The organism is Nostoc sp. UCD121 (assembly GCF_014222285.1).
GTDB lineage: Bacteria > Cyanobacteriota > Cyanobacteriia > Cyanobacteriales > Nostocaceae > Nostoc.
The window spans coordinates 17,584-30,608 of the sequence record NZ_JACKZS010000085.1 but is presented as its reverse complement, the minus strand read 5'-3'; the positions used below and the strand labels follow the sequence as shown (position 1 = coordinate 30,608).

Genomic DNA, 13,025 nt, shown 5'->3' with positions numbered 1-13,025 from the left:
GCATTCAGCCTAAAACTTAGACAAAAAATGTTAATAATATGAAGTTAGTATTTAAATTTAGTAAAGTTCTTCTCTTTTTCTTGGTAAATACTTGCAGACTCCAGAGACATTGGGGACATTAATAGAGTAAAATAACGACTCGGCGCGAATAATTTTCATATCATTTTTTCTGCACCGATGTTCATAGATCCCACTTCTTATATGCGTGCATTCAGCGCCTTGTTTTTTGTTAGCCTTCAAGTAGGAGTTTTTTTAATAACACCTATCCAACTTGTCGTTGCCCAGCCTTTTCCATCTCAAGGACAATCACCAAGGCAACCCCCCTCGCCTGTGCCAGGTACTGAGACTGAGGTTATACCTACAGGTGCAAATGACGAAACTTCCAGCCAACTCAGCCGCTACCTCTTGGGACCAGGAGATATAATTGGCGTTGTACTTCAGCGTCCTCCTGGCCCATACCGCTTAGGCATAGGAGATGGAATTAGTGTTTCGGTTCAGCGCTTTCCAGATTTGAGTTTTCAAGCTTTAATCAACCCAGAAGGTAACATTGTAGTGCCACTACTGGGAACAGTTTTTTTACAAGGTTTAACTTTAGCAGAAGCTCAAGAAAAAATTCGCTTGGGTTTAAATCGTTATGTTGTCGATCCAGTAATAGTTTTAGCCTTAGCAGCGCAGCGTCAAGACTTAAGTTTTCAAGCTGTAATTAGTCCCGAAGGCACCATCGTAGTACCGCAAGTGGGAACGGTGTCATTACAAGGTTTAACTTTAGAAGAAGCTCAAGAAAAAATTCGCTTGGGTTTAAGTCGCTTTTTCCCAGATCCAATCATAGTAGTATCTTTAGCAGGGGCGCGACCAGTTCAAGTTACCGTTAGCGGAGAAATATTCAGACCAGGAATTTATCCGATTAATTCAGCCACACCCCGCGTTGCTGATGCCTTGCTAATATCTGGGGGTTCAACGTTAAATGCAGACCTGCGACAAATACAAGTACGCCGCAAGTTAATTGATGGTTCTGTGATTTCACAAACTATTGACTTATATGCAGCACTGCAAAATGGCGGTTCAATCCCTAATTTACGCTTACAAGACGGAGATGCAATACTCATCCCCCGTCGTGAAGTTGGTAATGATAACGGTTATGACCGCAATTTGGTAGCACGTTCATCCTTAGCCACACCACAGATTAGAGTCCGGGTTTTAAACTACGCTGCGGGAGGTCTATCTATTCAAGCACTGCCTAACGGCAGTACGTTTGTAGATGCTTTGGGAGGAGTAAATCTTGATACTGCTAATCTCCGAGATATCGCTCTGGTTCGCTTTGATCCTGAACAAGGTAAAGCTGTTACCCAGAAACTTGATGCTAAAAAAGCTCTAGGAGGCGATGCGTCTCAAAATGTGGCGCTTCAAGATAATGATGTTATTGTTGTTGGTCGTAACTTAATAGGTAGAATTACTAATTTCCTAACTACCATTACCCAACCTTTCTTCAATGTTCAATCCTTTCTCCGGTTTTTTGATAACTTCGGTGGTGGGTCAAATTAGTAACTCTAAAAAGAAGGATACAATCTGGAAATAGTTGGGAGTGTAGGAAGCCACATCTTCAACTGGTCTTTGAATTCGTTAATGTAAAAATATTAAACATATCAACCAATATTAGGAAGTTGATAGCGTTCTTGTATCAAAACCACTATCTTTAGTTTGTTGCTTCCTAAATTTTGAATTTTATTAGCCCAGCGTTAGCGAGTACGCGAGCGTCATTTTGAATTTTGAATTGGAGCGAAGCGACCATGACCCCACCAATTGTTAAGCGCTATCTTATTGCTTTTGATAAGTACAAGTGGATTGGACTAGCTAGTTTTGGTCTAGTTATAGTAGGGTCGACTTTGGTAGCTATGCAACCAGAGCCACCTACTAGCTACATAGCATCTGGCGCACTTACCTATAGTGGCCCACCAGTTTCTTTCTCTGCAACTGGTACTGAAATCCAACAGCAAGGAAAGGAACTGAATCAGGAAATTTTACTCTCTAACCAGATAATTGCAGCGGTGGCAGAAAAAGTTGGTGTCAAACCAACAAAGCTAGGTAACAGTGTCGTTCTTTCTGTTCCTAAAAAAAACCCCAGGACTGGAGAATTGGAATCTAGTATTTTGGAATTGAAATATGTAGATACTGATCCCAAACGAGGTATACAGGTCTTGGCGGAATTGATGCAAGCAATGATCAAGTTGAGCAGTGATATTAATACTGGGCGATTACAAGCAATTATTGAAAAGATTAACGATCGCGTACCACAAGCTAAACGAGAATTGCAAGTTGCTGAAAAGAAGCTGGAACAGTACGATCGCATCGAGCGAACAGCAATATTAGCAGCCGAGAATGGCAGCTTGTTAAGCGCTGTTACAGCTAGCCAAAATCTCCAACGGCAGATGCAATTAACTATTTCTGGGGTTGATGGTCAAATTCGCAGTTTACAAAATAAGTTAGGCTTAACAGTCGGACAGGCTTATGTTTCTTCTGCTTTGAGTGCCGATCCAATTATTGGTAACTTACGAGCGCAAATTTATCAAAGTGAGTCGCAAATCGCCGTACTCAAAAAGGATTTGCGACCGGAACACCCAACGATGGTTCAGTTAATGCGTCAGAAACAAGCTGCTGAAGAATTGCTGCAACAACGTGCATCTGAGGTATTAGGTGGTGATGGGACGGCGGCTCCGCTTCAGGGTAGCGTTGCAGGTATTCGCACCCAAAGCAGCTTAGATCCAGCCCGCCAGCAATTGGCAAACCAAATGGTGTCTTTACAAACCCAACGGGAGACGCTGCAACAACAACTAGTTCAAGAAATCCAACAAGAAGCGCGACTACGACAAGAGTATTCTCTGATACCCAATAAGCAATTAGAGCGATCGCGTTTAGAACAGGAGGTTGCCCTCAAAAAATCCATCTACGACCAAATGCAGGTGAAGCTAACCGATGCTAAAACCGCAGAGGCAGAAACTACTAGCAGCCTCAGCATTGCCAGACGACCCACAGCTGCTGCCGATATCAAACCCCCGAAAAGTGTACCTATTACCCTTGCTGTGGGCGGTTTCTTAGGTGTGGTGATTGGTGGCGGGGTAATATTCTTGTTGGGAGCGCTGGAAGGGACTTTCAAAACCAGAGAAGATATTCGCGAGAGCCTCAAGCAACGGGAAGTGGCAGTGTTGGGAGAATTGCCTTTAATGCCAGTTGATGATTTAGATAAAGAAGCAGTCCCAGTGGTCGTTTCTGCTGATTCTCCTTATTTAGAATTTTATGAGAAATTCCGCAGTAATCTGCGCCGGATAGGTGGTAAAAACTTAAAAGTGGTGTTGATTACTAGCACCAGTAGCTTAGAGGGTAAGACGGCAAGTGCTTATAACCTAGGTATAGCTTCTGCCCGTGCTGGTAAAAGAACCCTGATTATCGAAACAGATTTGCGATCGCCTTCCCGTTCAATATCCCTGAAAGTAATTCCTGATCCCGATGCCTCAATTGAACCCCTACGTTATTACGCTAACTTAAGTGAATGTATCCGTTTAGTTCCTGATGTAGAAAATTTATACATTCTTCCAAGTCCTGGCCCTGTGCGCCAATCTGCTGCTATTCTAGAATCTAGCGAAATGCGGCGGCTGATTGAGGATGTCCGCGAACGTTTTGATTTAGTGATTTTAGATACTAGTCCACTCAGTATATCCAATGATCCCCTTTTAATCCAACCTTACAGTGATGGGATCGTATTAGTGACACGGCCCCACTACACACAAGAGAATATGTTAGGTGAAGCTGTTGATCAATTGGTGGAAGCTGAACTGGGATTGTTAGGAGCAATTATTAATGGTGCTGATATCATTGTTTCTGTACCTGAAGAAGTTGCACAATCATCAACATTTACATCTGAGGTAGAACAATCAGAAGAAGTTTCAGCAGCTGCTAACAAAAACTAATATCTCAATAGGGGAATTTCAACGCATAGGCGGTTTGCATTCCCACTGAGTAAGTAAGCAAAGGTTAACGCAGAGGTTTGATAGCTAGCAATTTTTTCGCTATGAATTTAGACAGAAAATGCTGTATTTAGTCCTGCCGAAACAACCCAAATAGGGGAGCAAGAATTACCCCAAAAACAAAACCCCCGATATGCGCCCAGTAAGCAACTCCACCTGTTTGCACTGTCATGTGGGCGGCTGTTTGTAGGGTAGCAAGACCAGATATAACATTCTGCACAAAGAAAAGTCCAATGATCACTAGTGCTGGAATTCTGATGGTAGTGATGAAAATCCCCAAAAAAACCAAGGTCATGACTTTAGCGTGGGGAAAGCGGATGATGTACGCACCCAAAACCCCAGAAATTGCACCACTTGCCCCCAAGGAAGGAATCTCAGAATTCATACCAATAAACCATTGGCATAAGGCAGCTAAAGCACCACACGCCAAATAGAAAATTAGATATTTGGTATGACCTAATCTATCTTCAATATTGTTGCCAAAAACCCAGAGGAACAACATATTTGAGATTAAGTGCCACCAACCACCGTGTAAAAATTGCGACGTAAATAATGTTATCCACTCTCCACTCAAATTGGTGGTTAACTCTTGAGGTACTACCGCATATTGACTTAAAAACTGACTCAATTGTGCATTTGATAGGCTCACCTCGTGGAGAAAAACTACAATATTCATGCCAATTAACCCGTAGGTGAAATACGGGGTGATTCGCGTCGGATTTTCGTCGTAGAGGGGAAACACAGGTGTTTTTCCTAAATTATTGGCTAATTGCAATATAGCTTGTAAGGCTAGCAGTTGCGAAGCTTAGGCAATGTCACCTAATTAAATCAATCAGACTGATTGATAGTTCCAACAACAAATTACTTATACCAAGATTCTTCCTGTGATTTATCACTAAATAAACCCAACAGTGGGCCGAGAATTGCCCCAAAGATAAACCCACCTGCATGGGCCCAGTAGGCAATACCGCCGCTTTCCATACCGATGTTGGTACGTGTTTCGAGACTAGCAAGCCCGTAGAAAGCTTGTTCGAGAAACCAAAATCCCAAAAAGAAATATGCCGGGACACGGAAAGTTGGGAAGAAAATTCCTAAAGGCACTATGCCGAGAACTTCAGCGTTGGGAAAGCGGAGAATGTACGCTCCTAGAATGCCTGCGATCGCACCACTCGCACCCAAAGATGGAATGCTAGAATCTTGAGCGAAGAACCACTGTGTTAATGCTGCCAAAACACCGCAAGATAAATAAAACAGTAAATATTTGGCATGACCTAACTTATCTTCAACGTTGTTACCAAAAATCCAAAGAAACAGCATATTACCTGCTAAGTGCAAGAAACCACCATGCAAGAATTGCGAGGTAATCAAAGTTGCCCATTCTGGTACTGGTTGATGTAAAGAGATACCACCAAAGCTGAGGGTGAGTTCTCGTGGAACTACAGCCGCAAGGTGTAAAAACCCATTTAATGCTTGGGGAGGAAGACTTGCTTCGTAAAGAAAAGCGAGGACGTTGGCAGCAATCAACCCATAAGTTACATAAGGCGTGATTTTTGTGGGATTATTATCGCTAATTGGAACCACGGGCGTTTTTTCCTGAGTTTTAAGACAGCAATTCTACAATACGGAATTTTGTAAGTAGTTTCTTCTACCTCGTGGATGGATCTGGCTTCGAGACTTAAAAACCGAAAGCCAAAAAACCACCATCGACAGTGATACATTGTCCAGTGATGAAAGATGCCGCAGGCATACAAAGAAATGCTACTAAACCCGCTACTTCTTCTGGTTGACCAACTCTTCCCATCGGTGTTTGGGACAGAACTAATTTGAGAAAATCTTGGTTATCGAGTACAGACTCGGTTAGGGGAGTGCGAATAGCCCAAGGTGCTACGGTATTCACCCTAATATGATCGCTAGCCCATTCAACTGATAGCGATCGCGTCAGTTGATTTATAGCCGCTTTAGTCATACCATAAGGAGCGCCTGTACGGTTCGAGACTAAACCCGCCACAGAACTTATATTCACAATGCTGCTATTTTCCCCATTTTGCAGTAGAGGGTAAAATAGACGGCACATCTCAAAAATTGATATCTGGTTTGTCTGGATGATGAACTGATATTCAGCAGGCGTGTAGTCTAGTACTTTTTTGCTGATATTGGTTCCCACATTATTAACCAGGATGTCTAATTTATCCCAGGTTTTGCCAACCTGCTCAAAAATGGCTTGTCGCCCCTCAGCAGTTGCAACATCTGCCGTAATCCCATAAGCAGGTAATCCTAATTCTCGCCAGATAATTATTTGTTGGTCAACATCTTGAGAATTCCGTGCCACAATTATGACTTCTGCACCTAGAGATAAGAACTCATTGGCAACAGCTAGTCCAATGCCTTTAGTCGCACCTGTAATCAGTGCTTTCTTCCCTGTCAGTGTCCAGCGTAGACTTAGCCCTCCGTAGGCATCACTCATTTGTAATTTTGCGGATTTTTTATTTTCAAGGTATCAGTTTAAGAGTTTATCTTGTAAGTGCCCAACGCGATCGCTTTTTGTAGTAATGTAGGCGATCGCAATCTTTAAACCATTCACAACATCTGATTCCAATTCAGTAGCTGATCAAACTCATGTTTTTTTCAAATTCTCTGGAAAATCAACTCCAGCGCTGGAACGAAACCATTCGCAATCAGCCGAAAAATCCTAATGCTTACGTTCGCCGGGGTATGATTAACTTCCAACTGGCAAAAATTGATGAATCTATTCAAGATTTTGACATAGCAGAGCAATTGGATACTAGTATTAAACCCTACCTCTGGCAACGGGGATTATCGTATTATTATGCAGAAAGATTTGCTGAGGGCGCTGAACAGTTTGAAATAGATTTAACTGTGAATGCTCAAGATGTAGAAGAAACAGTATGGCGATATCTCTGCATAGCTCGTTCGTTAGGTGTTGAAGAGGCACGTAAATCTTTACTAACTGTGAAAAATGACCCTCGACGTATTATACAGCGCGTATATGATTTGTATGCGGGTAATTGTACACCAGATGATGTTTTAACTGTTGGTCAATCAGAAGGGATAAAGGGAAATTTTTACAGTCATCTTTACTTGGGATTATATTACGAAGTCGAGAATAATATTGATTTGGCTCATGAAAATATAGTTAAAGCTGCTGATAATTACAAAATTGATGATTATATGTGGTATTTAGCCCAGGTACATAAGAAATTACGAGAGTGGATATAGTGCTTAGAGTGACAGATATGGCCCTCTTCGACGAATGTTTGCTATACCATGCAAAATTCCTAACATTGCACCGATGTAAAGTCCAATATGGATTCCCCAAACTAACATAAATCTGGAAACTTCTGGTGGCTGAACGACTGGCGTAATCTGATTGGCAAAGAAGGGAAATTGAAAATAATAAAATATGAATCCTGTGATCTGAGCAACTAGAATTGCCCAAATAATGGGATACCGCGCCATTTTAAGTAATTGACGATAAGACAAAGGTAACTTTCGTCTCTGATTAACCAAGAGAAATATGCCGTAACTTAAAAAACCCGCAAAAAACCCCGCCTGAAATCCAACCTCACTGACTTCCCAGCGAAAACTAGAACCATAAGGAACATTTTTGAAGTAATAAAAGTAAGCAGGTGAGAGAGTACAGGTAATCTGATCGTTAACGATACCAAACCCTGCGCCGATTAAACCGGATACGATTAAAAATGAGTATTCTCGAAGTTTTGTCGGTTTTGTTGGATTACGCCAGTAGTCTACCGCTACAACCAAACCCATCAGCAAAAACAAAATCAGCAGTCGGTATTGATATGGAATACTTTGCATAATACAACTGATTTAATCCAAAATTAGCCTTTCAGGAAGTGTGACTATTTACAACTTCTTCAGAATTTTCACCATTGTATGCGAAGCATCTGTGGAGATAGCGTGAAATTCAAAGATTGACTATCTATAATGTCAATTTTCGGTTGCTTCAGTTTCAAACTGCACTTGTCGATATAAATCAGCGTAGGCGTAGCCCGTCATAGACATCGGCTAGCGCATCATCTAAGAGCTTTGAAAAATTCAGAGAAATCCGATTATGGTTGCGTGTAGCACCACTCATCATCACAATTTCGCCATCCCAATACTCGTAGCGTTCTTCTTGGGTAGGTTCCCAAACCAGGTATTCTTCTGCACTCATCAAAATGTTGTCGGATACAGCAACCGTTGGCACGATCCTTTAATGATTCACTTGATTTAGGATAGCGAAAAAATGGCGTTCTCTTTTAGTATGACTAGAAAAACGTTAGTGAGTCCACGAACGTTTTTAGAAATTACGAATTATTTAGATTTTTCGCAATAATTCCCGAATAGCGATCACACAATCAGGGAAAGCTAAAGGTGAAATTGTCACATCTTCTGCAAGTATGCTCTCACTGTGATATCCGTCTGGACTGGGGAGACGATACATATACAACTTGCGTCCATTCACATCTAAAATCCAGTACTCAATAATACCTGACTTAGAGTATACGTTCGCTTTTACTTCTCGATCGTATTTGAGACTGGAATCAGCTATTTCAATCAGTAAAAACACTTCGGAAGCATTGGGATGGTGATCCTCATAATCTAATGGATTCTGCTTCACCACTGAAATATCTGGTTCTGGTTCCGAATAATCATCAAGTTGTACTGGTGACTGAATTCTTAATAAAACTTTGTCACCCAAACGTTGACGTAATAACCTTTCTGTGCGGGTAATTGCTGATTCGTGAGCAGTACCTTTTGCTGACATTCTGATGATTTGTCCCGCGATTAATTCTAAGCGTTCTTCAGGATGAAAAATACCCATTTCCGCCATTTGGTGATATTCTTGAACACTAATTAGGCGAATATTGGTCAGCATAAAATTCACGTTAATGTCCTAGCATTTTATCCCGCAGATGTTTAATGCGATCGCGCAATTTCCCCGCCTCTTCAAATTCCAGTTTCTTCGCCGCTTCTTTCATCTGTGTTTCTAACAGAGTAATCAACCCTGGAATCTGTTCTAATGGCAGTTCATCTATATGTTCATCTACAACTTTCAAGTCAGTTGCATTTAACCGCCGAGATACATCTAAAAAAGCCAAAATCGCATTACTTGATTTTTTGACAATTGGTTGCGGTGTAATCCCATGCAGTCGATTATGCGCTGTTTGAATCCCACGCCGTCTATCTGTTTCATCAATAGCTTTAATCATGCTACCTGTCATATTATCGGCATACAAAATCGCTTGTCCCTGGACGTGACGCGCGGCTCTACCAATAGTTTGAATTAAGGAACGCTCGGTTCGAAGAAAACCTTCTTTATCTGCATCCATAATTGCTACTAAGGAAACTTCTGGTAAATCCAAACCTTCCCGCAGCAAATTCACCCCAACTAATACATCAAATTTCCCCTCACGCAAGTTCTGCAAAATCTCAATGCGCTCAATAGAAGTAATCTCGGAATGTAAATACCGTACCCTTATACTGCGGTCTTGCAAATATTCGGTTAAATCTTCCGCCATCCGCTTGGTTAATGTGGTAATTAACACTCGTTCATGGCGATCGGCTCTATCTTTAATTTCGCCTAACAAATCATCAATTTGTCCTTCTGTAGGACGCACAGAAATTTCTGGATCAACCACCCCAGTTGGTCTAATCACTTGCTCAACTACATGATCTTCAGAAACTTCTATTTCCCATGTTCCGGGAGTTGCGGAAACAAAAATACACTGATTAACCTTTTGCCAAAATTCTTCAGCTTTCAAAGGACGGTTATCAGCAGCACTAGGAAGCCGAAATCCATGCTCAATTAAAACTTTTTTTCTCGCTTGGTCGCCGTTATACATACCCCGAATTTGGGGTACGGTAACGTGAGATTCATCAATAATTAATAGCCAATCTTTAGGAAAATAATCAATTAAACATTCTGGTGGATCTCCAGCTTGCCTTCCTGCTAAATGACGAGAATAGTTTTCAACGCCATTGCAGTAACCTACTTCGCTTAGCATTTCTAGGTCATAGCGTGTACGTTGATCTATGCGTTGCGCTTCTAATAGTTTTCCAGCTTGTTCTAAGTCTAGTTTTTGCTGTTTTAATTCTGCTGCAATGTCATGACAAGCTACTTCTAACCGTTCTTCTGGGGTGACAAAGTGGCGTGCCGGGTAGATATTCACCGCTTCCAAGCTCTTGAGAATTTCACCTGTCACCGGGTCAATATAGCGAATCGCGTCAATTTCATCACCGAAGAATTCAACACGAATAATTCGGTCTTCATAAGCTGGGCCAATTTCTAAGACATCACCACGGACACGAAATTTTCCCCGGCCCATTTCTATGTCGTTGCGGCTATATTGAACATTTGCCAAATCCCGTAAAATTTGGCGTTGATTGACTTCCATACCTATCTGGAGGGGGATGGCAGCTTTCAGATATTCTGCTGGCATTCCTAAACCGTAGATGCAACTGATGGAAGCAACGACAATGACATCACGACGTTCAAACAGCGATCGCGTCGCTGAATGCCGTAACATATCAATTTCATCATTAATCGCCGCCGTTTTTTCAATATAAGTGTCGGTAACGGGAATATACGCTTCTGGCTGATAATAATCGTAGTAACTGACAAAATACTCGACTGCGTTGTTGGGGAAGAAATCTCGTAACTCGTTACAAAGCTGTGCAGCCAGGGTTTTGTTATGCGCCAGAACTAAGGTAGGCTTACCAATTTTCTCAATAACTGCTGCTACCGAAAATGTCTTGCCAGTTCCAGTGGCTCCTAGTAAAGTTTGGTAACGGTTGCCTGATTGGATACTAGCAGTAAGTTGTGCGATCGCTTGTGGTTGATCGCCTGTGGGACTAAAGGGAGCTTGAAGACAAAATTCTGTCATACAGTTTTGCTGAAAATACCCTATCTCATGGTGACGATTTCGCCCTGTATCTATTGTAGCTGGCTTATTAGACTAAATAAATGGTAATAATTTATTACAAAACTTATTAATTAAAATTTACTTATGTATCAGTTTTAAAGATTCTTATATCTATGTGAGGTTTTTTAAGGTTAAACTTTAAAGTATATGGGAAAAAATTTCATCTTTCCTTAATTATTGTAAAATTCAATTAACAAACCAGAGGTCTTCGTTTATGGCTATTAGCAGCGCTGGCAAAGCAATTAATTCTCGGCAAAACAATGCCAAGTCTTCAGGGGAAACTACAGAGGAAGTTGAAAACCAACAAGACCAGAGCTTGAATGCAGAGAAAGTCGAGGGAGAACTGCCAGTGGGGGCTTCTGGAACACTTGCTATTTCTGGAATTCGTCCCATAGGCCCTAGTGACTTAGAAGTTGCTGAAAAACTCTCAATTGCTGGGGTGCGCCCCGTTAGCATCAGTACCTTGGAAGTAGTTGAAACCTATAACTCAATGGGTATTCGTCCAATTGGTGCTAATACATTCCAAGTTGTTGAAAGCATCAACCTCTCTGGTGTTCGTCCAATTGCCTCCAGTGCATTAATAATTTCTGAAAGCTATTCTACATTTGGGAACCGTCCAATAGCATCAAATGAGATTGATAATTCTGAAAGCCTGATGGGTTTTCTAGATTAGACAACAAATATTCCCATAAGATTATTAACCCAGTTCTTGTACAGAACTGGGTTTTTTTAGCTAAAAATTCAAAAGTAGATATTACAATATTTGCAATTTCTCTATGTCTTTTAGCATAGAGAACTAAGCTTTTCTTACTTTATTTCGTATTCAAATAACACCCAGAATCCTTACTACAATTAGTTTCCTGCATTTTTAATTTTTAATTATTAATTTTTAATTGTTTAATATGCCTTGTGGTAGAAGGCTTTAGCAAAAACTTTAAGTTAGTGTGTAAAGGTAATAACAAAGTATTTCAAAGCTAATATTACAGCCTTGAAATAAGTTTTTGATTAAATCAGGAGTTCAAAATGAGCATAGAAGATCGCGCAAAAGCAGCTGCTAAAAATGTTGAAGGTAAAGCCCAAGAAGCATTAGGAAATGTTACTGGCGATCCAGAAGATAAAGCTAAAGGTAAAGCAAAGCAAGCTGAAAGCGAAGTACGGCATGGAATTGAAGACGTAAAAGATAATGTCAAGAAAAATATTGACTAACAATTCATAATAATTTTGCAAAAACTCTAGGGATATAAATGGGGTGAATTCCATTTTTGCAGAATAGGATGGATTGTTGAGTATTCAACGCTATAACCCTTTATTTTCTTCTTAGCAAGCATTGAAAGATAAAGGACTAGCTTGACTTACAGAAATCTTGTAGAGACGTAATTAATCACGTCTCTACATTACAAAGGAAATTTATAAACTTAGAGGAATAACCTCTATAAGTTAAAAGTTTATCAATTTAATTAAATATTAATCAATTAGTTTAAATATACAACTTATTCTATCTGTTGTTTCAAGTTTTTTATTGAGGTAAAAAGATGATTCTGTTTCAGCAAAGTCGCAAAATATTGGCGACTTTCTTTTTAATCGGAGTACTGTTGATAACTACCGCCTGTGGTGGTGCTACTGTATCACAAGTTGACCGCACAACAACTCCGTCAGCAATTGGCCGAGAAGTAACTTATGCAGAGTTAGAGCGAGGAAATACCCCAGGCGGGCAAACCTTTGGGACTTGGGTTGTGCAAACATCTCAAGGATTACTTCAGGACGCTTTTGTTCGTGATAACAATAAACTAGGTGTTGTGATTTCCCCTAAAGTTCGCCCGAACGAAGTGCGACCATTAGCAAAATCCTTAGTTCAAGGTTTTCATAAAAACTTCCCCAAACAAGACTTAAAAGTTTTGATTTACGCACCTGATAAGCAATTAATTTTGACTACTGAATATGACACTCAAACTAATCAAGTTAAGTATACATAATTGCTGTATTTGCAGCAAAAACTTGAAAAAAGTTTGAGGAAGTGGAATTTGGAATTATGGCTTGGAAATACCAGCTATCCAAAGAG

12 protein-coding genes and 1 pseudogene are annotated in these 13,025 nt (G+C 40.6%); 6 read left to right on the top strand and 7 right to left on the bottom strand.

Annotated features, from left to right (window positions below; translation table 11 throughout):
- Window positions 1-177: 177 nt before the first annotated feature.
- Entirely contained in the window at window positions 178-1,542 is a 1,365-nt protein-coding gene (locus tag GNF10_RS18785; RefSeq protein ID WP_185584812.1) for a polysaccharide biosynthesis/export family protein, read from the top strand.
- Between the two features lie 245 nt (window positions 1,543-1,787).
- Window positions 1,788-3,962, top strand: coding sequence for a polysaccharide biosynthesis tyrosine autokinase (locus tag GNF10_RS18780; RefSeq protein ID WP_185584811.1), 2,175 nt, complete (start codon window positions 1,788-1,790; stop codon window positions 3,960-3,962).
- Window positions 3,963-4,089: 127 nt separating this feature from the next.
- On the opposite strand, the gene GNF10_RS18775 is transcribed toward GNF10_RS18780, so the two are convergent.
- The 3 genes from GNF10_RS18775 to GNF10_RS18765 form a co-directional block, all read right to left on the bottom strand.
- Window positions 4,090-4,761 (bottom strand): rhomboid family intramembrane serine protease, encoded by a 672-nt coding sequence (locus tag GNF10_RS18775; protein WP_179075418.1) that lies wholly within the window; start codon window positions 4,759-4,761, stop codon window positions 4,090-4,092.
- 119 nt (window positions 4,762-4,880) lie between these two features.
- Window positions 4,881-5,600, bottom strand: a complete 720-nt coding sequence (locus GNF10_RS18770) for a rhomboid family intramembrane serine protease (RefSeq protein WP_185584810.1) — start codon at window positions 5,598-5,600, stop codon at window positions 4,881-4,883.
- Between the two features lie 94 nt (window positions 5,601-5,694).
- On the bottom strand, window positions 5,695-6,483 hold the full coding sequence (locus tag GNF10_RS18765; RefSeq protein ID WP_185584809.1) for an SDR family oxidoreductase: 789 nt from the start codon (window positions 6,481-6,483) through the stop codon (window positions 5,695-5,697).
- 152 nt (window positions 6,484-6,635) lie between these two features.
- Between GNF10_RS18765 and GNF10_RS18760 the strand changes: the two genes are divergently transcribed.
- Complete coding sequence (locus GNF10_RS18760) at window positions 6,636-7,256, top strand: hypothetical protein (RefSeq protein ID WP_185584808.1); 621 nt, start codon at window positions 6,636-6,638, stop codon at window positions 7,254-7,256.
- A 3-nt stretch (window positions 7,257-7,259) separates the two neighbouring features.
- Here the strand turns inward: GNF10_RS18760 and GNF10_RS18755 are convergent, their stop codons facing one another.
- The 4 genes and pseudogenes from GNF10_RS18755 to uvrB all read right to left on the bottom strand — a co-directional run bounded on the left by GNF10_RS18755 (window position 7,260) and on the right by uvrB (window position 10,927).
- Window positions 7,260-7,856: a hypothetical protein gene (locus GNF10_RS18755; RefSeq protein ID WP_185584807.1), complete on the bottom strand. Its 597-nt coding sequence runs from the start codon at window positions 7,854-7,856 to the stop codon at window positions 7,260-7,262.
- A gap of 205 nt (window positions 7,857-8,061) precedes the next feature.
- A pseudogene (locus GNF10_RS18750) lies at window positions 8,062-8,214 on the bottom strand (Uma2 family endonuclease); the annotation flags it as partial.
- 144 nt (window positions 8,215-8,358) lie between these two features.
- Window positions 8,359-8,919, bottom strand: coding sequence for a Uma2 family endonuclease (locus tag GNF10_RS18745; protein WP_185584806.1), 561 nt, complete (start codon window positions 8,917-8,919; stop codon window positions 8,359-8,361).
- Window positions 8,920-8,929: 10 nt separating this feature from the next.
- Window positions 8,930-10,927, bottom strand: coding sequence for an excinuclease ABC subunit UvrB (gene uvrB / locus GNF10_RS18740; protein WP_185584805.1), 1,998 nt, complete (start codon window positions 10,925-10,927; stop codon window positions 8,930-8,932).
- A gap of 253 nt (window positions 10,928-11,180) precedes the next feature.
- On the opposite strand from uvrB, the gene GNF10_RS18735 reads away from it, so the two are divergent.
- The 3 genes from GNF10_RS18735 (at window position 11,181) to GNF10_RS18725 (ending at window position 12,939) form a co-directional block, all read left to right on the top strand.
- Window positions 11,181-11,639, top strand: a complete 459-nt coding sequence (locus GNF10_RS18735; protein WP_185584804.1) for a hypothetical protein — start codon at window positions 11,181-11,183, stop codon at window positions 11,637-11,639.
- A 350-nt stretch (window positions 11,640-11,989) separates the two neighbouring features.
- Window positions 11,990-12,172, top strand: coding sequence for a CsbD family protein (locus GNF10_RS18730; protein ID WP_099103871.1), 183 nt, complete (start codon window positions 11,990-11,992; stop codon window positions 12,170-12,172).
- Window positions 12,173-12,498: 326 nt separating this feature from the next.
- The gene (locus GNF10_RS18725; RefSeq protein WP_185581956.1) at window positions 12,499-12,939 is read left to right on the top strand and encodes a hypothetical protein; all 441 of its coding nucleotides are present in this window, start codon (window positions 12,499-12,501) and stop codon (window positions 12,937-12,939) included.
- Window positions 12,940-13,025 lie beyond the last annotated feature (86 nt).

What these genes read in the sequence shown, in the direction of transcription:
- GNF10_RS18785 (WP_185584812.1), top strand. Translation starts at nt 178, where the DNA reads ATGTTCATAGATCCCACTTCTTATATGCGTGCATTCAGCGCCTTGTTT.
- GNF10_RS18745 (WP_185584806.1), bottom strand. Translation starts at nt 8,919, where the DNA reads ATGCTGACCAATATTCGCCTAATTAGTGTTCAAGAATATCACCAAATG.
- GNF10_RS18730 (WP_099103871.1), top strand. Translation starts at nt 11,990, where the DNA reads ATGAGCATAGAAGATCGCGCAAAAGCAGCTGCTAAAAATGTTGAAGGT.
- GNF10_RS18755 (WP_185584807.1), bottom strand. Translation starts at nt 7,856, where the DNA reads ATGCAAAGTATTCCATATCAATACCGACTGCTGATTTTGTTTTTGCTG.
- GNF10_RS18765 (WP_185584809.1), bottom strand. Translation starts at nt 6,483, where the DNA reads ATGAGTGATGCCTACGGAGGGCTAAGTCTACGCTGGACACTGACAGGG.
- GNF10_RS18760 (WP_185584808.1), top strand. Translation starts at nt 6,636, where the DNA reads ATGTTTTTTTCAAATTCTCTGGAAAATCAACTCCAGCGCTGGAACGAA.
- uvrB (WP_185584805.1), bottom strand. Translation starts at nt 10,927, where the DNA reads ATGACAGAATTTTGTCTTCAAGCTCCCTTTAGTCCCACAGGCGATCAA.
- GNF10_RS18735 (WP_185584804.1), top strand. Translation starts at nt 11,181, where the DNA reads ATGGCTATTAGCAGCGCTGGCAAAGCAATTAATTCTCGGCAAAACAAT.
- GNF10_RS18780 (WP_185584811.1), top strand. Translation starts at nt 1,788, where the DNA reads ATGACCCCACCAATTGTTAAGCGCTATCTTATTGCTTTTGATAAGTAC.
- GNF10_RS18725 (WP_185581956.1), top strand. Translation starts at nt 12,499, where the DNA reads ATGATTCTGTTTCAGCAAAGTCGCAAAATATTGGCGACTTTCTTTTTA.